This window comes from Floccifex sp. (assembly GCF_051873555.1).
Taxonomy (GTDB): Bacteria; Bacillota_I; Bacilli_A; order Erysipelotrichales; family Erysipelotrichaceae; genus Floccifex.
Map to the genome: position 1 here is coordinate 1 of NZ_JBJEEY010000140.1, position 22,566 is coordinate 22,566.

A 22,566-nucleotide genomic window follows, 5' to 3' on the forward strand; every position below is an offset into this window, starting at 1 on the left:
ACTTATCAATGCGGATGTGAATGGTGCAGCCAATATTCTGAGAAAAGCGGGATATGACACATCAAATGTAAAGCTATCCGGACTGCTGAACCCGAAAATCATCCGATTTGCAGATCTGAACAGTAAGTAACTGTGTAAAAACAGTAGAGGTCGAGTGAACCGGCCATTGTGGAAACAGTACATGGAATATGTATATGCCTGCATAAATCAAAATCCCTGCGGTAGTACAAAAGAGTACATCACAAGGATACCTTATCTGAACTATGTATCAGGTAGGGTAGTTCATTTCTTCTTTTATTCCTTTTCTATTTTTTATAAAAGACCATAAAGATTTTTATCAAATTGCTCTAAAAAACCGAAAAGAATTTCCCATCAAAGAAGGATTGGATGCTATTTGGACAGAAGTAGTCATTCCTTATTCTTTAGAAGCCAATCTAACAAATGAAAAAGAAATGATGTTTTACTGGATTGGATTTCAAGCTGGTTTAACAATGATCATAAAGTATTGGCTGGATACAGGCTGTATGGAAAATGAAGAACAAGTCGCAAAAATGATCCATAATTGTGTTCCGTCTATATGGAAAATCAATTGTCAATAAAACAAGTCATTTAAAAAGGAGGTATCCCTACCTCCGTTTTTTATCTCTTTGGTTTTGCGGCAATATCTTCTTGAATCTTTTTATTTCTTAATTCAATTTCTTCCTGGATTTTTCGATTTTTTTCTAAAGCTTCATTTTGTTGATTCTGGTTTTCCTTTGTTGTGTTTTTCATGCGTTCTTTAGCTTCTTCAATGGTTTCATCGCTTCTTCTTAAAAAAGTATCCACAAATTTATCTTCGACTTTTTTATAAGTACCAACAAATGTTTTTTCTACTTTCTTATAAGCTCCAACTACTTTATCCTCGATTTTTTTGTTCTTATCCGCAAATGTTTCTTTACCCATATCTTTTCCTCCAATTTACATTGGAATTCTAGATGATGATTATTTGTATTTTGTTCATATTTTATTTCAAAAATATTATTTTTGTTTTCTTTCTTCAATTAATTGAACAAACCATTCCACCATCGCTGGATCTCTATGTGAAAAGAAACTGGAAGTTGATGTATCTAATTGAGAAATGGCTTCCATGTCTTCATTGGATAATTGAAAATCAAATACATTAAAGTTTTCTTTCATTCTTTCGAGATGAACGGACTTAGGAATAACAACAATTCCTCGTTGAATATTCCATTTTAACATTACTTGCGCCGGTGTTTTGTTGTATTTTTTTCCAATGGAAAGAATTACTTCATTTTCAAATGTGTTTTTTTTGCCTTCACCAAAAGGAGCCCATGCCTCTAATTGTATATTGTATTTATCGGCATATTCTTTTAGTTGTTTTTGTTGATTGAAAATTTGAACTTCCATTTGATTGATCATAGGCTTGATTCGAGTAAAATGAAAAAATTCAACCATGCGATCCACATAAAAATTAGAAATACCAATGGCTCGAATCTTTCCTTGTTCATATAAATCCTCTAAAGCACGCCAGGATCCGTATATATCACCATAAGGCTGATGAAGAAGAACTAAATCCAGATAATTGGTTTGAAGTTTTTGTAAAGAATTTAATACAGATTGTTTTGTGGCTTCATAGCCATAATGTTCTAACCAGACTTTTGTGGTTAGAAAAATTTCTTCTCGAGGGATACCACTTTTTATAATGGCAGACCCTACTTCTTCTTCATTAAAATAAGATTGAGCCGTATCCAATAATCGGTATCCCGTTTTTAGTGCATCTAGAACACATCTTTCGCATGCTTCTTTTTTGACTTGGAAAACGCCATAGCCTAATATAGGCATTTGAATTCCATTGTTCAGTGTTTGATATTCCATATCATTTCCTCCTTATAAATTGATTCTATCAACCGGTAGTAACAACCGGTCAAGAAAAAATGCATTGACAATTATCTATGTATAGATATAATTTACATGTGAGGTAATCATGACAAGAGAAGAAGTCGCAAAAATTTGTAAAGCCATGTCGGATTCAAATCGACTACGAATCATTGAAATGTTAACAACAGGAGAAAAATGTGGTTGTCATCTTTTACAGGAATTAAATGTTACACAACCGACTTTATCGCATCACATGAAAGTATTAGAAGACTGTGGTATTGTAAAGTCGTATAAAGAAGGAAAATGGCATCATTATTCAATTAACTGTGATACGTTTAAAAAATATAAAGAATATATTTCTTCAATAAGTTGTTTGACATGTCAATGAAATATGCTGGTGAAAAGACCAGCATAAAAAATATTTAATATATAGATGAATATCAATGTAAGGAGGGATATCTTGTTAAATTTTATTCAAGAACAAATACTTGGCATGAAATGGCTAGAAGAACTTATTGGATTTTTATTACAAACTTTAAATGTGGATATTACCCAGAAAATAGGTGGAAGCCTTCATTTCTTTTTCTATGACACGATAAAAATCACAATACTATTATGTGTTCTTATTTTTATGATCAGTTATATTCAAAGCTTTTTTCCACCAGAAAGAAGTAAAAAAATATTAGGAAAGTTTCATGGAATCATAGCTAATACTGTAGCGGCTTTATTAGGAACGGTAACACCATTTTGTTCATGTTCTTCCATACCATTATTTATCGGCTTTACCAGTGCCGGCTTACCATTAGGTGTTACTTTTTCCTTTTTGATTTCCTCTCCCATGGTAGATCTTGCCAGCCTTGTATTGTTGATGAGCATTTTTGGGTGGAAGATAGCAATTATATATGTTGTTCTTGGCCTTGTGATTGCCATAGGTGGAGGTACTTTGATTGAAAAAATGCATCTTGAAAATCAAGTGGAAGAATATATCCGGAATGGACGTTCATTTGATGTTTTACAAGATGAACTCCATTTCAATGATCGAATGAAATATGCATATCAAAAAATGATAGAAACACTAAAAAAAGTGTTTCCATATATTTTAATTGGAGTAGGCATTGGTGCCATTATTCATAACTGGATTCCCGAACAATGGATTGTAAAAGCACTGGGAAATGATAATCCATTTGGCATCTGGATTGCGACTCTATGTGGAATACCAATGTATGCTGATATTTTTGGATGCATTCCCATTGCTGAGGCATTACTGACAAAAGGAGCCCAACTCGGTGTTGTTCTTTCTTTTATGATGGCAGTCACTACTTTATCGTTGCCATCTATGATTATGCTTCGCAAAGCCGTAAAGCCTAAGCTTCTTGGTATTTTTGTGGCAATTTGCACTATAGGAATTGTGATTGTTGGTTATTGTTTTAATTGGATTCAATATTTTATTATATAGGACATAATTTATGAAAAATATACAATCAATCAAAGTATTGGGAATGGGATGTAAAACATGCCATACACAATATGAAAACGTAAAAAAAGCCATTTCAAATCTAAATTTAGATATTAAAGTAGAATATATTACAGATATAGAAAAAGTAATGGAATATGGTGTGATGTCTATGCCGGGTATTGTGATTAATGAAGAAGTTGTTTCCACTGGAAAATTATTAAAACCAAAAGATATAATAAAATTAATGGAAAAATAAAATGAAAAAAGTAGCTTTTATTTGTGTACATAATTCATGTCGAAGCCAGATTGCTCAGGCTTTAGGACAATATTATGCTTGTGATGTATTTGAAAGTTATTCAGCTGGAACCAGTTTAAAATCACAAATCAATCCAGATGCCATTCGTTTGATGAAACAACTCTATGGAATTGAAATGGAAAAAACACAATATCCAAAATTAATGAGTGATATTCCCACACCGGATATTGTAATATCCATGGGATGTAATGTAACGTGTCCATGTGCTTTTGATATGAATTGGAAATTAGAAGATCCCACTGGAAAAAGTGATGAAGAATTTATAAAGGTAATCAAAGAAATTGAAAAGAAAATATTGGATTTGAAGGAGAATTTGAAATAAATTCTTCTTTTTATTATGTTATAAAGATATAACATGTTATAAAGTACTTAGAAATGTTGAATAAATACAATAAGTTATAACAATAAATTTAATTTATTGGTCTTTTTGTTGTTTTTTTATCCATATAATATAAATCGTAAGGAGGAAAACAGATGCTTTCAAAACAATCAGTGGATTTGTTGTTTATTTTAATGAAAAAAGAATTTACAACACTTGATGCATTAATGAATGAATTAAATTTGTCAAAAAGTACGATTTTGAATTTATTGGATGAATTAGATGCGTATTTAAATCAAATTCCAAATTTACATATTCACATTAATCGAAAAAGTAAAAAAGGAATTCAATTTGTTGATGAACAACAAGAAATGAATACACTTCTATTGAATTTATCTGAAAGTATGAATAGCTTGCGTTTATATGATGGAAGATATTTTCAGGAACTTTGTATTTTAATGAATCAAAAAGATTATATTTCATTACAAAGCTTTGCAGATAAAGTATTCATATCAAAGGGAACATTGATTAATGATTTAAATTTTATTGAAAAAGTTTTGGAAGCCTACCATTTACGTTTCAATCGAAAAAGAAATAAAGGAATTCGAATTTCTGGAAAAGAAACAGACCTACGAAATTTATTTTCAGATGTCATCAATGGAAAATTTACCAAGGCGCCAACAAATCTTTCCTATGATAATATCAACTCCTTATATAGTTTATTCAATCAAGATATTGTAGACGAAGTCTATCGATTGATTATTAAAATGATCAATCAAAATGTTGAACTATCAAGTGTTCAAACATCTGCTGTTCTTGTTCATGTGATGATTGCGATTCAAAGAATTCAAACAGGAGATTCTTTACAAATGCCGCAATCCAATTTATCAACAATCATTGAAACACCGTATTATGAAATATCTGAAAAATTTACGGATGTGATTGCCAATCGATTTGGAATTTCTTTTAGTCAAAGTGAAGTCGCTTATATTGCTATGCATTTGATGTGTGCTAAACGAGTTTTAAATACATATCGATTAGAAGGTGATTCCTATAAAGTAATCGATGAAGAATTTAAAAATGTCATTAATGAAATTGTTGTATTAATTCAAGAAGAAACGAAATTATATTTCATAAATGATCGAGAACTCATTGATGGTTTGATTTTACATATTAAACCAGCTATAGAAAGAATGAAAAATCATCTTTCAACAAAAAACCCTTATTTAGATGAAATAAAGAAAAATTATTTAGATAGTTTTGACATTGCGATTAAGGTTTACAAAATATTAAAAGAAAAATATGACATTGAATACGATGAAAACGAAATAGCCTATATTGCCTTGCATATTCAAGCTTTTGTAGAACGCAATCAATTTAATAAAAACTTGAAAATCGCTGTCATTTGTGCAACAGGTGTGGGAAGTTCACAATTGATGTTAGCGAAACTCAAGAAGCATTTTGACAAAACTGTTGAATTTGAGGCATTAAGTGCGCTGGATGTAAAACAAAAAACAAAACAAGAAAAATATGACTATATTTTTTCCATGATTCCACTGGACTTAGATCAAAAAGTATTTTATGTAGATCCTTTTATGGATAATCATCAATTTAAAAAAATAGAAGAAATGATTCATAAACAAGATAGGGAAGATCAGAAATGCATTTATCAATTAGAAAATATTTTAATTGACAATGAATCATTAAAACCAGAAGAAGTGATGAAAAAAATTTGTTCCATTTTAATTCATAACAATAACGTGGCAAAAGAATTCTTGGAAAGTGTTTTGGAACGAGAAAAAATCGCTTCGACTTGTTACGGAAATTATGCGATTCCACATGGAAATCCATTATATGTCAAAAAATCTTGTATATTTGTCTATATTTCGAAGCCAGGTATTCAATGGAATGATAAAAACGTTTATGTTGTATTTTTGATTGCATTGTCAAAAAAAGAAAAAGAATCGTTTGGAGTGATATTTGATCATTTATATAAAATAGCAGGGGATAAAAATTGTTTGCATCGCTTAGTTGAAATGAATACAGAACAAGAAATTTATAGATTTATGAAAGGAGGAAAATAAATGGAAAGTATTATTGCATTTGATGTGAATGGAACAACTAAAGAAGAAGTGATTCAGAATTTAGCAAAAACGTTGTTCGAACATGGAAAAATCAAGGATTTGGATCGTTATATTGAAGCGGTTAAAGAACGAGAAACAGAAATCACAACTGGATTTGGGAATGGAATTGCGATTCCGCATGGAAAAACAGATGCCGTAAAAGAAAGTTCATTTGTTTTCGGAAAATTAAAAAATGAAGTCGATTGGAATTCAATGGATCATAAACCAGTTAATATGGTGTTTATGCTTGCGATTCCGACTGAAGAAGCTGGAACCACACATTTGAGAATGTTATCAAAAATTGCGGTTTCCATTATGGATGAAGATTTTGTTGAACAACTTCGTTTATCAAATGACGAAGAACAAATTAAGGATTTAATTAATACAATACATTAAAGGAGAAGAAACATGAAAATTGTAGCAATTACAGCTTGTCCAGCTGGTGTAGCACATACATATATGGCAGCAAAAGCATTGGAAAAAGAAGCAACTCGCAGAGGACATTCCATTTTTATTGAAAAACAAGGAACACTGGGAATTGATGATGAATTAACAGAAGAACAAATTGAAGAAGCTGATGTTGTTGTTTTTGCAGTCAGTGTGTCGGTAGAAGATGAAGAAAGATTTGATGGAAAACACATTGTTGACATTGAAATCGGAAAAATATTAGAAAATGCATCCGCTGTTTTAGATGAAATTGAAGCAAGTATATAGGAGAACAGAAAAATGAAAAAAGAGTTACAGAGAATGAAGAAAGCCATTTTTGGTGGTTTATCATATATGATTCCATTGGTTGCCGGATCCGGATTAATTATGGCCATTGGATGTATTATGTCTATTATGATGGGACACGATCCAACTGGAAGTTCCTTTGCATGGAGTATTGACGGAAATGTTTTGGATCAATTAGCAAATTGTCGTATTGACCAATTAATTTGGTGGACAGGTAAATTTGGATTAAACTTAATGCCTGCTTTCTTAGCTGGATATGTGGCTAATGGATTGGCTGGTAAACCTGGAATTGCACCTGGTTTCGTTATTGGATGGTTAGCTGGTGTTATGAATGGTTCATTCATCGGTGGTATTGTAGCTGGTTTATTGGTTGGATATATCGCAAGATGGTGTAAAGAACACATTAAATTAAGAGGTGCTTTCCGCTCTTTATTATCTTTCTCTATTATTCCATTAATTTGTTTAATTGCTGGATCTATTGTATATCGCTACACAATTGGATTGGTTATCATGAATATTATGAACGCAATGTATTCAGGATTAACAATGATGAATGCAGACCCAAGTTTACGTGTTTTACTAGGAGTTGTTTTAGGAGCTATGATTTGTGCTGACTTTGGTGGACCAATCAACAAAACAGCTATCTTATTCGTATATGGAGTCTATGCTGAAACAGTATTACCATCTACTTATGCTCATATTGCATTAGCAGTACCAAACGTAGCTTTATTAATTACTTATTTATTGAATAAAAAGGTATTCTCTGAAGGTGGAAAAGAAAATGTTATTTCAAACTTTGTATTGGGAATGTTTGGAATTGGTGAAAATACGATTCCATTTGCAGTCAGCAAACCAGCTTTAGTTGTTCCTTGCATGGTTGTTGGAGGGGCTACAGCTGGTGGATTAGCCGCATTATTTAACTTATCTTTGTTACCAACTTTAGGATACTTCATGGGAATTCCATTCATGGTTGCTACAGAAGGATTTGCAGCTGGTTTATATATGACAATCGCATTCTTTGGCGGATCTTTGGTTGCTGCTTTATTAATGACATTGATTATTCGTACAAAATATGCGAAAAACGAAAAACCAATTTTCTTCGAAAACGACGAAGCTGGTTTAAAACTTTAATACCAATAAGCGAAAGAGAATTCTCTTTCGCTTCATTATAGATAAGGAGAAACCATGGCAAAAAAAGCAAATATATATCATCATACACATTGGGACAATGAATGGTATTTTACAGAAGAAGACTCATTGATTCAATTAAACTATCACATGAAAGAATTAATTGAAGCATTAGAAACAGGTATCATAGATTATTTTTTCTTAGACGGGCAAACAGCTATTTTAGAAGACTATTTAGAATTACATCAAGAAGATAAAGAACGCGTAAAAAAATTAATTTCATCTAAAAAACTATTTGTGGGTCCATTTTTATCACAAATTGATTCATTTATTACATCTGGTGAATCCGTAATCAATAATCTTCGATGTGGAATGAATTATGCCAATCAATATGGAGGCAGCTCAAAAATAGCTTATTTACCAGATTCATTTGGACAATCGCAGGATTATCCTAAAATCTTTAATGAATGCGGCATTCATTCTTTTGTGTTTAGACGAGGAATGGGAGATGAACATGAATTACCATTGGATTTTATGTTTCAATCCAATGATGGCTCTAAAGTCGGTGTTACAACACTAAACTGTGGATACGGATTTGCAACTGATCCATTCTTAAAGAAAACACTCACAAAAAATGCTGGACTTGATTATGATGGCAATGACATTGGATCGCAATTAAAGAAATTATCGGATTTATCGACTTTGGAAAATGATTTCTTGTTGCCAATTGGAAATGACCAAACGCCTGTGATTTGGAATTTTAAAGACTTATTGAAATATTATCAAGAAGATGGAACATATGACTTTGAAGAAACAACATTAGAAGAATATATGAATAAAATTCTGGATAATGAAGAAAACTTAAAAGTATATCAAGGAGAATTTATCAATCCACAATATCATCGTGTTCATCGTTCGATTGGATCTGCACGAATGGATATTAAAAATCTACAGGATCGTGTTGAGCGATTGATGGCATTGGAAGTACAACCAATCATGGCTATTCTACATAAAATGGGGTTTGAATATGACCAGAAAATAATCAATCGTATCTGGAATTTATTAGGAAGAAGTCAAACACATTCAGGAGCTACGAATACCGATACAACCAATGACTTGATTTTAGTTCGTACACAAAAAGCCTATAACTTAGCTTTTTCTTTAAAAATTTATTTGATGCGAAAAATTGCGATTTCGCTGCCAAAAGAAAATAAACCCATTGTTTTCTTTAATACCTTGCCACAAACTCGTGATTTAACACTGGAAATGGATGTTTTCTCTGAAACAAAAGAATTTAATTTAGTTTATCAAAAACAAGATGTACCTTATACATTGGTTTCACAAGAAAAAATGTATGGAGGCGTGATTCGAAAAAATACAGAAAACTACGATGAATCAAAATATTTCTACAAAAATCATATTGTTTGTACGATTCCAAATGTTCAAGGATTAAGCTATCATTTATTATTTGTGGAAGAAACACAAAGCCAACATTGTTTTATTCCAGTTTCAACTAAACACATTGAAAATGATTTTTATCGAATTGAAAAAGGAAACAAAGGGCTTAATTTATTTATTAAAGAAACCCAGACATGGATTGAAAACTTCATTTATTTTGAGGAATCCGGTGATGAAGGGGATAACTATGATTATTCTTATCCAGACCACGATATGATCAATATCTTCCATGATTTCAATTGTTCATTTGAAAACCAAAAACAAAGACAAGTATTAACATTAGATGGAATCATGCATTGTCCAAAAGATTTAGAATCTCGTACAAATAAAGAATTAAATTCAAGTGATGAAATTCATGTAACAATCACATTAGATGCACATAAACCAGTCATTCAAGTAAAAGGATACTATGACAATCATTCTTTGAATCATCGTGTTCGACTGGTTTGTAAAACACCAGTTCAAACAACACATTCTGTAGCAGGAACACAATTTGGATCTATTTTACGAGAAAACAATCCAGGTATCATGGCAAAATGGAAAAAAGAAAACTGGTTAGAAGAACCAAGTCCAATTTATCCTTTATTGAACTATGTCTATTTAACAAAGGAAAATCAGGCAATGGGCGCAATCACAAAATCAGGAAAAGAATATGAAATCATTGGAGATGGATATACAGATATTGCTTTAACTTTATTCAGATCGGTTGGATATTTAGGATTACCGGATTTAAATCGTCGTCCTGGACGTGCTAGTGGATTGGCAGAAAGAATTATTCCTTCGCCTGAATCACAAATGATTTGTAAAAATGAATTTGAATTTGGTTTATTCTTTGTCAAAGACTATGACAAAAATGAGATTGTAAATATGTACAATGAATTTGTGTGTGAAACATGTGCGTTCCAAAATCAAAGTATGAATCGTGTTGTTTATCCAATAACGTATTTCCAGACAAATGTGATGAAACAAGAAATTCAAGAAGAATTTATTTTACCAGTGAAAGAAGAATTCACTAAAATGGCATATTCAACTTGTGAAGTATTAAAAAATGAAGTTGTGATGCGTTTCTTCAATAACGAAAAAGAAACGACAGTTTCATCCATTGAAAAATTGGATTTATTTGGTGAAGCAATGAATCAATCAAAAGAAATTCTCGAAGGAGAAATCGTTACAACAAAGGATTTTATATATGAAAAATAGAATCATACAAATGTTGCTGGGGAATTTTATCATTGGACTTGGTATTTCCATTCAAGTTATAGCGAGTTTAGGAATTGATCCTGGAATGACATTTTATTTTGGAATAACAAAGATTTTCCATATATCTTTAGGAATTGCCACATTATTATCAAATTGCGTTTTTATTATTCCCTTAGTGATTTTTGACCACAAACGAATTGGGATTGCAACTATTGTGAATATGACATGTATCGGATTTATTGTGGATTTCTTTTCTCTTTATATTTTTAAAAATATTGTTGTGACTTCTTTTATAAGTCGAATTCTAATTATGTTGATTGGGATTTTATTCCATTCATTTGGTGTTGCCTTATATTCCAATGCCGATATGGGACAATCTCCATTAGATGGGATTCCCAATGTACTTGTAAAAATCACGCATAAAGGGAGTTATCGAGTCTACCGAGTCATTCAAGATACTTTATTAGTTGTTATTGGCTTTTTATGTGGAAGCCAGATTGGAATTGGAACCATTATGTTGATGACAATGGTAGGACCATGCATTCATTTCTTTTCAACAAAATTAAAAGCTTCTGCATAAGAAGCTTTTTTCGTATGTTATAATAAATTGAAGTGAGGACAATGCTATGCAAATTCAAATGATTTCTTTAAGAAAATTTGTGAAAAATTCATGGATCTATTATCAGGCATCGGATCCTTATTACACAGGATATCCCATGGAACTACAAATTGAAGAGAAAAAAATTTTATATGATATTCGTTGTACATTCATACAAGGACGAACAAAAAATACAGTTCAAATTCAAGCCACAAAAGAAGGAATAGTCCTTGATTTTCAATGTGATTGTTATGAAGGAAGAATGGATACAGGATGTGTTCATCTGATTGCTTGTTGTAACTTGATTAATGATATAAATCCACAGTCTTTTCCTTTTTATCTGGATTATAGAAAATATCGTGAAGAAAAAGAAAGACAGAGACAAGAAGAACAAAGACGGCAAATGATTGAAGCACAAAATAAAGATTTGATGAATCTTGTTCAAAATACACATAAAAACCGAATGGCTCATTTAATTGCCAATGAAGATACTATTTATTTGTCTATGGAAATCAATGGATTTGATTATTATAAATATATAAATTTTTCAATTGGAACACAAAGAAAATATAAAATAAAGAATATTGATTCTGTGCTGAAAACATTTGCACAAAAAGAATTATATGTATTAGGAAAGAAAAATAATATTTTACTGGATATAAATAAATTAGATGAACCTAGTCAGAAAATCTATCAATTCATGGTAACGTATTTTAAAGAAGAAAACATAAAATCAATTTATTTAACTGAAGATAATATAGATGTGTTTTATAAACTATTAAGTGAAATACCACAGTCTTATTATGATATATCTATTGACAAACAAAACTATGAAATCCCGGTATCCATTCAGAAAAAGAAAGACTGTTATGAATTAAGTCTTCAATTAGATAAAGAGATTATTTTAGGAAATCCACATTTATATGAATTTAAAAACAATACATTGATTCAATATCCATTAGACGCTTATGGACAAATTTCTGAATTCATATCGTTTGCACAATACGAAAGAAAACTATGGATACAAGAAGAAAACATGAAAACCATTTGTCAGCAAATTTTATTACCATATCAAGATTGTTTTTTGATTAAAAGTAATTTTAATCTTCATTCATTTGAAGAAAAAATCAAAGACATTAAGATTTATTCTGATTTAATGGACAATGAATTACGAATCTGGGGCGATTATAAAGTCAATGATCAAACTCGACACTTATTTGATTCATCTACTTCTTTTGATATACAAGCCATTGAAACCATTATCTTAAATTATGCCAATAAAACAAAAGACAACATTGCGTATTTTAAAACAAGAGGCTCTCGATTAAATGAATTCTTAGACAAAGGCATTCCTTTGTTGATGCAGCAAGCCAGTGTATATGTATCGGAAGACTTAATGAAATTAAGAGATCGTCGTTCTTTAAATTTAAATGTAGGCATTCATATTCAAAATAATTTACTGGAAATGAAAATTGATACCGATGATATTTCCAGAGATGAATTAATTCAAATCTTAAATGCCTATCGAAAAAAGAAAAAATTCTTTAAATTAAAAAATGGAGACACCATTGATTTAGATAGTCAATCTATTCAGGATTTAGATGAATTGGCTACACAGATGAATTTATCGTCTAAAGAATTAAAAAAAGAAGAAATTCTAAAACCAGCGTATCAAACATTACATTTAGAAAATTTGGATTTTGATATTCATAAAGATCAAAGCATTGAAGAATATACACAAAAATTACAGGAATTAAGTGAAGTACATATTGATGAATCGTATCAAAAATTATTGCGTCCATATCAAATAGAGGGCATACAATGGATTGCCCATTTAAATACAACTGGATTAAATGGAATTTTAGCGGATGACATGGGATTGGGAAAAACACTGCAGGTTCTGGTTTATTTATCAACACATAAAAATAAAAAACCAAATTTAATTGTTTGTCCAAGTTCATTAATGTATAACTGGAACAATGAAATAGAAAAATTTCATATTCCAATGGATGTGATTTGTGTCACGGGTTCACAAGGTATTCGAGAATCCTTAATACAGGAAAAACATGAAATGTATATCACAACCTATGATTATTTAAAAAGAGACATTGAATTTTATGCGAAAAAATCATTTTATTATGTTATCTTAGATGAAGCCCAGTACATTAAAAATCCTAAAACAAAAAATGCACAAAGCGTAAAATCTTTAAAAAGTGAGCATCGCCTAGCTTTAACGGGAACACCTATTGAAAATAATTTAAGTGAATTATGGTCGATTTTTGATTTTCTTATGCCAGGGTATTTATATACACTCCCTCATTTTGTGAAAAACTATGAAAAACCCATTCGCGTTGAAGAAAATACCAAGAAACAGGAACAACTCTTAAAATTGGTTTCTCCATTTATTTTACGAAGAACCAAACAAGAAGTATTGACAGATTTACCAGATAAAGTGGAAAAAGAATTGTGGATGAATTTCAATGAACAAGAAAAAAATATATATGTTGCGAATTTATCAAAAGTCAATGAAGAACTTCAAAAACAATTTGAATTAGATCAAGTCGATTCCATTGTGATTTTAGCTTTAATGACAAGGTTGCGACAAATTTGTTGTGAACCAAGAATGTTATATAAAGATATGGAAGAAATGAGCACGAAGATGAGTGTTTGTCTGGATTTGATTGAAACCTTAAAAGAAAATCAAAAGAAAGTCTTGTTGTTTTCTTCCTTTACGACTATTTTTGATTTATTAATTCCAGAATTCAATCAAAGAGAAATCAAATACCATATAATCACTGGAAAAACAACGAAAGAAAAGCGAAGAAAAGAAGTGGATGCCTTTCAAAGAGATGATTCCGATGTATTCCTGATTTCTTTGAAAGCCGGTGGAACTGGTTTGAATTTGACAAGTGCGCAAGCTGTCATTCATTTTGATCCCTGGTGGAATATATCTGCTCAAAATCAGGCAACGGATCGTGCATATCGAATTGGACAAACTAAAAATGTTCTGGTTTATCAGTTGCTGATGAAAAACAGCATTGAAGAAAAAATATTTGAAATGCAGCAAAAGAAAAAACAAATGAGTGATATTTTTGTGGAAGGAGCACAAGGATCTATTGCTTCTTTATCAAAAGAAGAATTAAAAGAATTATTCACAATTCAAGGATGACAATAAAAAAAATTTATGTTATTTTATATATACAATTGAATTAGGTTTGTAACTTCTTGGAAGGCTTATCCTATGAAATATTTATATTTTCATAGTGCCTGAAAAGAAGTTTTTTTTATGGAGGAAGCATATGAACGGATATCAAACCCTATTTAAAGAAGAAGTACAAAATCATTTATATCCTTTTTTCTGGCAACATGGCGAAAATCATGAAGTATTGGAACACTATGTTGACAAAATTGAACAATCTGGAATGAAAGCATTATGCATTGAAGCGCGTCCACATCCTTTTTTTGTTCAAGAACAATGGTTTTCTGATTTGGATTGTATTCTTAAGAAATGTAAAGAAAAAAATATGAAAATGTGGATTTTAGATGATTCTCATTTTCCAACGGGCTATGCCAATGGAAAAATTAAAGAATCTTATCCACAATATTTAAAAACTTATATCTGGAATCGACGCTATGATGTACATGGCCCTATTTGCAGTGCGCGCATTGATTTTAGCTTATTAAAAAGAAGAATCTGGGAAAAACCAGAAAGTGATATTCGTATTATTGGCGTCTATATGGCAAAACGAATCGAAAGTGATGAAGATGAAATCGATGCCAATACATTAGTAGATATCACATCTTGTATAAATCCAGAAACAAGACTATTGTCTTTGGATGTTCCTGCAGGTGCATATAGTATTTTTGTGGTTTTTGAAACAAAAGAAGGAAAAGAAGAAACAACCAAAGATTATTTGAATCCACTTATAAAAGAAGCAACACAAATTTTGATTCAGGAAGTCTATGAACCGCATTATCAACATTATAAAGAAGAATTTGGAAAAACCATTCAAGGATTTTTTTCCGATGAACCTCGTTTTGGAAATATAAAAGGAACACAAGCAAGTATTGGAATGGATATGCCTCTTCCTTATCGTAAAGACATGGAAAAAGAATTGTCTTTTGATACAAAATATCTTCCATTGTTGTGGACAAAAGCCAATGGAAAAGAAAGAGACATTCGTATTCAATATATGGACTTTATCACAAAACAATACAATGAAAACTTCACAAAAGTCTTGGCAGACTGGTGTCAAGAACATGGAGTTTATTATTTAGGTCATAACATTGAAGACAATGGAGCGCATGCTCGATTAGGCTATGGAACAGGACATTATTTCCGCGGACAAGAAGCAATGCATTTTGCGGGCATTGATGTTATTGGTACTCAAATTGTTCCAGGTATGAATTATCATCACGATGCCTTTAGTACAGGAGGCGCCAATGGTGAGTTTTTTCACTATGCTTTAGCTAAATTGGCCAGTAGTGCAGCGCATTTAGATTCTAAAAAAGAAGGCCGCTGTATGTGTGAAGCCTTTGGTGCCTATGGATGGAATGAAGGACTCAAGACAATGAAATGGATAGCAGATAGTTTAATGGTTCGTGGCATTAATACCATTGTACCCCATGCTTTTAATCCCAAAACTTTCCCTGACTGGGATTGTCCACCACATTTTTATGCCCATGGAAACAATCCACAATTTCCTTATTTTAAAATATTAGATGATTATATCAACCGAATTTGTTCTTTGTTTTCAAATGGAAACACAAAAGCACAAGTCGCACTTTATTATCCAGCAGAAAGTGAATGGGCAGGTAATTATATGCCCATTGAAAAAGTGTGCAAAGAATTTACACAACATCAAATTAATTATGAAATTGTTTCCAGAGATTATTTGCTTCAATCTTGTATTGAAAACCATAAAATAAAGATTCATCGACATTCATTTTCAACACTTGTATTTCCGTATACACAATATTTATGTCCAGATTTAATTGATTTTTTAGATGCTTGTATACAAGAAAATATTGAAATTATATTTATTAATCAACTTCCTGAAAATTATGACAAAGGATGTATTATGCCTTTAAAAGATATTGATTTACCTTCTATTTGTGATATGAAACCAGAAAAAGAAGTGGTTGTATATGAATATGAAAAAGATGAAAAAGAAATTTATATGTTTTTTAATGAAAGTATTGAAAAAGAAATAGAATTTGAATTTCATTTTAAACAAAATGTATATTTATACGATGCATTTAAAGATTGTTTTTATCAATATTCAGAAAAAACAATTCATTTAAGTGAATATGAATCAAAAATATTTATTGTATGTAATCAAAACTATGAATGTGAAACGTATTCTCCTATAAAAGACTATAAACAAAAAACAATTTCGAACTGGATCATTCAATATGAAGACACAAAAATTAAAAAAGAAAATCCTTGTTTTATTTCTCAAATTCCAGGATTAGAACAAGAATGTGGAAAAGCAATCTATACGTGCCATATTCCATTTTATGAAAATCGTGTGTTCCTTGAATTAGAAGATGTATATGAAACTGTTAATGTGATTGTGAATGGAAAAGAAACAGGGACTCGTTTGTGTAAGCCATATATATGGGAATTAAAAGATTTAAAAGAAGACAATGAAATTGTGATTGAAGTCATTAATACATTGGGAACAAAAATAAGAGATGGTTTATCGAGTTATTTACCGATAGAGCCTTTTGGACTTAAAAAAGCCAATTTAAAAATTGAAAAATAAATCTTGACACCGCTTACATTCTTTTTTATACTAGTCTCGTAAATAAAGAAATGAATAGGTTTGTTACTTCTTCGAAGGCTTTCCCGAAAAATTCTTTAAGGATTTTTTAGGTTGTCTCGAAGAAGTTTTTTTTTGGGAGGTTAAAAACATGTTCAATTTTTTTAAAAAAGAAGAATTTAAAATTGTAGCTCCAATATCTGGAGAATTAATTCCATTAACACAAGTCCCTGATCAAGTATTTTCCGCAAAAATGATGGGAGACGGATTTGCGATTGTTCCAAGTTCCAATACAGTTGTTGCTCCTTTAAGTGGAACATTGGAAACTGTATTTCCTACTGGACATGCTGTAGGAATTAAAACAAAAGATGGTATTGAATGCATTGTTCATATTGGCTTGGATACAGTGGAATTAAATGGAGAAGGATTTAAAACATTGGTGAGTCAAGGGGGAAAAATTAAAGCTGGGCAGCCCATGGTTGAATTTGACAAAGAAGCATTGGAAGCAAAGGGATATAACTTAGTCACAATGGTTGTTTTTCCATCTGGTTATGATAAAGCCTTTGACTTAGGAACAAGAAATGTCAGTGCCAATGACAAATTGGTGTAAAATGAAAAAACAAGTTTATAATCCTTATTTACCGAGTTGGGAATATGTTCCAGATGGAGAACCCCATATTTTTAATAATCGTGTGTATGTATATGGTTCTCATGATCGGTTTAATGGAAATACATATTGCATGGAACCCTATGTTTGCTGGTCGGCGCCTGTCAAAGATTTAACGAATTGGACGTATCATGGCATTATTTATACAGGAAAAGAAGATCCGTTAAATGAAACAAAAAAAAGACTGATGTTTGCACCAGATGTTGTAGAAAAAAATGGTATATATTACTTATTTTATGGTTTAGATACTTCGGATACGATTTCAGTGGCAAAAAGTGAAAAACCAGAAGGACCTTTTACTTTCTATGGACATGTACATCACAAAGATGGACAGATTTTAGGTAAAAAAGAAGGAGATCGACAACAGTTTGATCCGGGTGTATTTAAAGACGATGATGGACAAGTATATCTATATTCGGGTTTTTCATCTACACCAAAGGTTATAGAACGAATTAAAAAGAAAATTCAGAAACAAGGCTTACATATAGATATCGATACATTAATGTCTACTTCTGGAAATCTTGTGATGAAATTGGAAGACGATATGCTGACTTTAAAAAGTGAACCCATTTCATTATTGCCGGGGGTCTCAAATTCAAAAGGAACAGGTTTTGAAGGCCATGAATTTTTTGAAGCCAGTTCAATGCGTAAATTCAATGGAATGTATTATGCGATTTATTCAAGTGTTAATGGCCATGAATTGTGCTATGCCATGTCAAAGTATCCAGATCGTGATTTTGAATATAAGGGTGTGTTGCATTCGAATGGAAATATAGGAATAAAAGATTATCCAACTTATTATTATGCCAACAATCATGGATCGGCTATAGAAATAGATGGCACTTATTATGTTTTTGGACATCGACATACAAATTATAGTCAATATCAAAGACAAGGTGTTGCGGAAAAACTGGTAATGAATGAAGATGGTACTTTTAATCAGGCAGAAATGACTTCGTGTGGATTAAATAAAGGGCCTTTACAGTCAAATCAGGAATATCCTTCTTATATCGCTTGTGTTTTAATGGCAAAAAATGGAGCCTGTAAAGAAGATGTGTCCATAGATCGGGATAATCATCCTGCGATTACACAAAACGAACAAAAAGAATCCTATATCACAAATATTCAAGATGGAACCGTTATTGGCTATAAGTATTTTGATTATAAAAATGTTCAAACTATTTCTGTAGTCGTTCAATCGAGTTCAAATTGTCAGTTCGAGATTTATGTTGGAAAAGAAAAAGTAGGAATCATAGATATTCAGGCTTGTGATTCTTTTATGAATTATTCCACTTTGGTTTCTATTTCAAATCAAGTAAATGATTTATGTTTTGTTTGTAGAGGAAATAGTGTTGTAGATTTTAAATCGTTTTCGATTAAGTGAGAATTACTTAATAAATGAAATATAAGTAAAAATAACTTAAAAATTAAGTAAATATTACTTAAAAAATATATTGACAACGCTTACAAACCGTTATAAGATATAGACGTGAAAAACAACGGAGTGTGAAGATGAAGGTCATTCGAAATATCAATAACAATGTGGCTGTTTGTGTCGATGACAATAACCATGAAGTTATAGCTTTTGGAAAAGGCATTGGATTCAAAAAAGCTCCGTATGAGATTGAATTATCTCAGATTGATCGGACATATTACAATCTGGATCCGCATTATATTTCACTTTTAAATGAACTACCAGAAGATGTACTGGAAGTCAGTTATGAAATTGTGAAAAAAGGGAGTGCGTATTTGAATGTAGAATTGAATCGAACGTTTTGGTTTTCACTTTGTGATCATATAAATTTTGCTATCGAGAATTATAAAAAGGGGCTTATCTTAAGTAACCCAATGACTAATGAGATTCGTCATTTATATGAAAAAGAAATGCTTCTTGGTAAATGGGCTGTCAAACATATTGATCGTCGTTTACATATTCGTCTTCCGCAATCGGAAGAAGGAAATATTGCGATGCATTTTATCAATGCGAAGCAGCAAGTCAAGAAAACAAATGAAAAAGATGATTTTGAACATTTTGTAGAGGATATCACCGATATTGTGGAAAGTGAAATGAATATTATCATTGATCGAAGCAGTTTCAGTTATTCTCGATTTGTGACACATCTAAAATATTTACTAAAAAGGACAAACCAGATGGCGCAACCTTTATCGGATAATATTAAGATGTATGAAGATGTCTATCGCAAATATCCTGAATTAAGGAAAGTGATAGAAACAATTAAATGTTATATATATAGTGAATTGAATATAGAGCCAAGTAAAGAAGAGCTGTTATATTTAATGATACATATCAATCGACTTTGTGCAAAAGATGGATTGTAACCAGAAATGGGCTTTACCTGATGCAAGAAAGTGTTCTTTCTTTGTGTCAGGTTTTTATTTTAGCTAAAACAAGATAGTGCGCAATATCTTGTAAGCATACAAAAGAAAACAGAGAGTGAGGAAAAAGAAAAATGGCAAAGTATACTGAATTTTGCAATCAGATTTTAGAAAATGTCGGTGGAAAAGAAAACGTTTCTTCTGCTGTACATTGTATGACAAGATTACGTTTAAATGTAAAAGATCGTTCAAAAGTAAATGTTGAAGCCGTTCGTGGAATTAAAGGTGCTGTAGGGGCTCAATTCTCAGGAGAACAATTCCAAATCATTATTGGACAACACGTTAGTGATGTTTATCCTGAATTCTGTGCTATTGCGGGGTTAGGTGTTGAAAGTGCAATTGATGAAAACTTAGACAAAGAACCATTTGATATTAAAAAATTACCATCTAAAGTATTAGACTACATTTCAGGATCTATTGCCCCATTGATTCCAATCATGATGGGTGCCGGATTCTTCAAAATGTTTTATTCAATTTTAGGATCTAGTTTATTAAATGTATTCCCAGATACATCCAACTTAATGCAGACACTTTATATTGTTGGAAACGCAGGATTCTATTTCATGCCTGTATTTGCAGCTTATGGAGCCGCTAAAAAATTAAATACAAGCATTCCAATTGCTTTATTGTTAGGTGTTCTATTAATTGATCCAAATATTATCAATATTGTTTCAGCTGGTGAAGCATTCAATATTTATGGATTCATTCCAATGCAATTGAATAACTATGCAAACGGAATTGTTCCTTCTTTATTAGCAATCTTTGCTTTGAAATATGTATATGATTTCTTCAACAAACATATGTTTAAGAGCATTAAAGTTATTGGCGTTCCATTCTGTACATTAGTTATCATGATTCCATTGATGTTCTGTGTATTAGCACCAATTGGAAACTGGATTGGATTGGGATTGTCATGGTTCTTCTCAACTCTATACAACATCGCTGGTCCATTAGCTATTGCTTTAATTGCAGCTTTCTGGCCATTCTTAGTGGCAACTGGAATGCATATTGCAGTCATTCAAATTGCTTTAATCAATATTTCAACATTAGGATATGACCCAATTGTATTGGCTGGATCCAATATTGCTAACTACGCATTAATGGGAATGACAGTGGCTTACTTCATTCGTACAAAAGGAGAAGAAAAACAAATGGCTGGTGCCAATGCGATTACTTTAATTGTCGGAGGAATTTCAGAACCAACTTTATTCGGTATCTTATTGCGTAACAAAAAAGCAATGGCTACACAAATCATTGGTGGATTTATTGGTGGACTTGTTGGTGGTTTCTTAGGTGTAGCGGTTTATACACTAGGTGCTACTAACTTCTTAACAGTTCTTCAGTATGCTGGAGGTCCTGGATCTAACTTCATTAATGCATGTATCGCCTGCGCAGTTGCTTTTGTTGCAGCATTAGCAGTTGGAATTGTATTAGGATTTGGTAATGGTGACGGCTTAAAAAATTATAAAGGAAAAAAAGCCAGCAAATAATCAATAAAGGTTCAAGCATGGCTTGAACCTTTTGTTTATATAGAATTTCGAATTACAAGAGATGTATTGACTTCAATTTTTAGAAAATGATTCATTGGAAATTGAATGGACTCCAATAAACATTTTGCAGCAACAGTTCCCATATAAGCTTTTGGAACATCAATGGTTGTTAAAGGCGGATCTACAAAAGTGGAATAAGGAATGTTATCAAATCCAATGATGGCTACATCTTCTGGAATGCGATAGCCCTTTTCTTTAAAAGCCCGCATCGCGCCAATGGCAATTTCATCATTGTCTGCAAAATAACAAGACGCAACAGGCTCTTTATTATTAAGAATTTCAAGCATATCGGCATAAGCACCTTCAACTGAACAAGAAATGTGATGCACAATGGATTTTGAAACCGGAAATGAATGATTTCGAACACCGTTGTAAAAACCTAGAGCACGTTCTTTGAAGTTTTGAATTTTTTGATTCGCATGCAAATAGCCAGGTTGCTGATGTCGCTTTTTTATTAAATATTCGGTTGCCATTTGTGCACTATCGACATTATTGATCACAACACAATTGGCTTTGATATTTGGAAAATAGGTATCCAGCAACAAAATGGGGATATCAAGCTTTTCAAAATAAGAAAATTCATTTTCGTTCATGGTGGTTCCTAATAATAGAATACCCGCATAATGATAAGAATTTAAGCTCATGACTTTTTCTTCCAGGTTATCTAAATCATGGATGTGATGAACCACAAGCTGATAGCCAGCATCTTTAATTGTTGTTTCAACATTGATGGCGAGTTCAGTAAAAAATGGCGTATCAAATACAAAATTTTTATGAAAGAAAATAAAAGCAATTTCATTTGATTTTTCCAGTTTTTTCTGAATTCTTGAAAAATCATACCCCATTTCAGTGGCAACATCGATGATTTTATGACGCATTGCTACACTGACACCGGGTTTATTATTTAAAGCCATGGAAACGGCAGCCGTTGAAATATTTAATTTTTGTGCAATTTGTTTAGCTGTTACTTTCATATTGC

Annotated in this window: 20 protein-coding genes; 17 read left to right on the forward strand and 3 right to left on the reverse strand. The window is 31.6% G+C overall.

The features are described from left to right. Nucleotides 1-296 precede the first annotated feature (296 nt). Nucleotides 297-599 carry a TetR-like C-terminal domain-containing protein gene (locus tag ACI32A_RS08065; protein ID WP_439754562.1) on the forward strand — a complete coding sequence of 101 codons (303 nt, stop codon included), beginning with the start codon at nt 297-299 and terminating at the stop codon, nt 597-599. A gap of 40 nt (nt 600-639) precedes the next feature. Here ACI32A_RS08065 and ACI32A_RS08070 read toward each other — a convergent pair whose 3' ends face one another. Further along, nucleotides 640-942, reverse strand: a complete 303-nt coding sequence (locus tag ACI32A_RS08070; RefSeq protein WP_439754536.1) for a hypothetical protein — start codon at nt 940-942, stop codon at nt 640-642. A 75-nt stretch (nt 943-1,017) separates the two neighbouring features. After that, a complete protein-coding gene (locus ACI32A_RS08075) occupies nt 1,018-1,875 on the reverse strand; it encodes an aldo/keto reductase (RefSeq protein ID WP_439754537.1) in 858 nt (285 codons plus the stop codon). A gap of 109 nt (nt 1,876-1,984) precedes the next feature. Here ACI32A_RS08075 and ACI32A_RS08080 point away from each other — a divergent pair, with 109 nt between their 5' ends. The 16 genes from ACI32A_RS08080 (at nt 1,985) to ACI32A_RS08155 (ending at nt 21,527) form a co-directional block, all read left to right on the forward strand. After that, nucleotides 1,985-2,266 (forward strand): ArsR/SmtB family transcription factor, encoded by a 282-nt coding sequence (locus tag ACI32A_RS08080; RefSeq protein WP_439754538.1) that lies wholly within the window; start codon nt 1,985-1,987, stop codon nt 2,264-2,266. Between the two features lie 72 nt (nt 2,267-2,338). After that, nucleotides 2,339-3,334: a permease gene (locus tag ACI32A_RS08085; protein WP_439754539.1), complete on the forward strand. Its 996-nt coding sequence runs from the start codon at nt 2,339-2,341 to the stop codon at nt 3,332-3,334. Between the two features lie 10 nt (nt 3,335-3,344). Next, nucleotides 3,345-3,590 carry a thioredoxin family protein gene (locus tag ACI32A_RS08090; protein ID WP_439754540.1) on the forward strand — a complete coding sequence of 82 codons (246 nt, stop codon included), beginning with the start codon at nt 3,345-3,347 and terminating at the stop codon, nt 3,588-3,590. Between the two features lies 1 nt (nt 3,591). Next, a complete protein-coding gene (locus ACI32A_RS08095) occupies nt 3,592-3,972 on the forward strand; it encodes an arsenate reductase ArsC (protein ID WP_439754541.1) in 381 nt (126 codons plus the stop codon). Nucleotides 3,973-4,124: 152 nt separating this feature from the next. Next, nucleotides 4,125-6,053 (forward strand): BglG family transcription antiterminator, encoded by a 1,929-nt coding sequence (locus ACI32A_RS08100; RefSeq protein ID WP_439754542.1) that lies wholly within the window; start codon nt 4,125-4,127, stop codon nt 6,051-6,053. Next, nucleotides 6,054-6,488, forward strand: coding sequence for a PTS sugar transporter subunit IIA (locus tag ACI32A_RS08105; RefSeq protein ID WP_439754543.1), 435 nt, complete (start codon nt 6,054-6,056; stop codon nt 6,486-6,488). 12 nt (nt 6,489-6,500) lie between these two features. Beyond that, nucleotides 6,501-6,806 (forward strand): PTS fructose transporter subunit IIB, encoded by a 306-nt coding sequence (locus tag ACI32A_RS08110; RefSeq protein ID WP_439754544.1) that lies wholly within the window; start codon nt 6,501-6,503, stop codon nt 6,804-6,806. Between the two features lie 12 nt (nt 6,807-6,818). Then, complete coding sequence (locus ACI32A_RS08115; protein WP_439754545.1) at nt 6,819-7,955, forward strand: fructose-specific PTS transporter subunit EIIC; 1,137 nt, start codon at nt 6,819-6,821, stop codon at nt 7,953-7,955. A 54-nt stretch (nt 7,956-8,009) separates the two neighbouring features. Then, nucleotides 8,010-10,610 (forward strand): glycoside hydrolase family 38 C-terminal domain-containing protein, encoded by a 2,601-nt coding sequence (locus ACI32A_RS08120; protein WP_439754546.1) that lies wholly within the window; start codon nt 8,010-8,012, stop codon nt 10,608-10,610. Beyond that, entirely contained in the window at nt 10,600-11,190 is a 591-nt protein-coding gene (locus ACI32A_RS08125) for a YczE/YyaS/YitT family protein (protein WP_439754547.1), read from the forward strand. Before ACI32A_RS08120 ends, ACI32A_RS08125 begins: the two co-directional genes overlap by 11 nt. A 46-nt stretch (nt 11,191-11,236) precedes the next feature. Continuing rightward, nucleotides 11,237-14,377: an SNF2-related protein gene (locus tag ACI32A_RS08130; protein WP_439754548.1), complete on the forward strand. Its 3,141-nt coding sequence runs from the start codon at nt 11,237-11,239 to the stop codon at nt 14,375-14,377. 130 nt (nt 14,378-14,507) lie between these two features. Then, entirely contained in the window at nt 14,508-16,976 is a 2,469-nt protein-coding gene (locus ACI32A_RS08135; protein ID WP_439754549.1) for a hypothetical protein, read from the forward strand. Nucleotides 16,977-17,124: 148 nt separating this feature from the next. Continuing rightward, nucleotides 17,125-17,583, forward strand: coding sequence for a PTS sugar transporter subunit IIA (locus tag ACI32A_RS08140; RefSeq protein ID WP_439754550.1), 459 nt, complete (start codon nt 17,125-17,127; stop codon nt 17,581-17,583). A gap of 1 nt (nt 17,584) precedes the next feature. Then, complete coding sequence (locus ACI32A_RS08145) at nt 17,585-19,024, forward strand: family 43 glycosylhydrolase (RefSeq protein WP_439754551.1); 1,440 nt, start codon at nt 17,585-17,587, stop codon at nt 19,022-19,024. A gap of 128 nt (nt 19,025-19,152) precedes the next feature. Beyond that, nucleotides 19,153-19,980 carry a PRD domain-containing protein gene (locus ACI32A_RS08150; protein WP_439754552.1) on the forward strand — a complete coding sequence of 276 codons (828 nt, stop codon included), beginning with the start codon at nt 19,153-19,155 and terminating at the stop codon, nt 19,978-19,980. Nucleotides 19,981-20,111: 131 nt separating this feature from the next. After that, nucleotides 20,112-21,527: a PTS transporter subunit EIIC gene (locus tag ACI32A_RS08155; RefSeq protein ID WP_439754553.1), complete on the forward strand. Its 1,416-nt coding sequence runs from the start codon at nt 20,112-20,114 to the stop codon at nt 21,525-21,527. A gap of 35 nt (nt 21,528-21,562) precedes the next feature. Here the strand turns inward: ACI32A_RS08155 and ACI32A_RS08160 are convergent, their stop codons facing one another. Further along, entirely contained in the window at nt 21,563-22,561 is a 999-nt protein-coding gene (locus ACI32A_RS08160) for a LacI family DNA-binding transcriptional regulator (RefSeq protein ID WP_439754554.1), read from the reverse strand. Between the last annotated feature and the right edge of the window lie 5 nt (nt 22,562-22,566).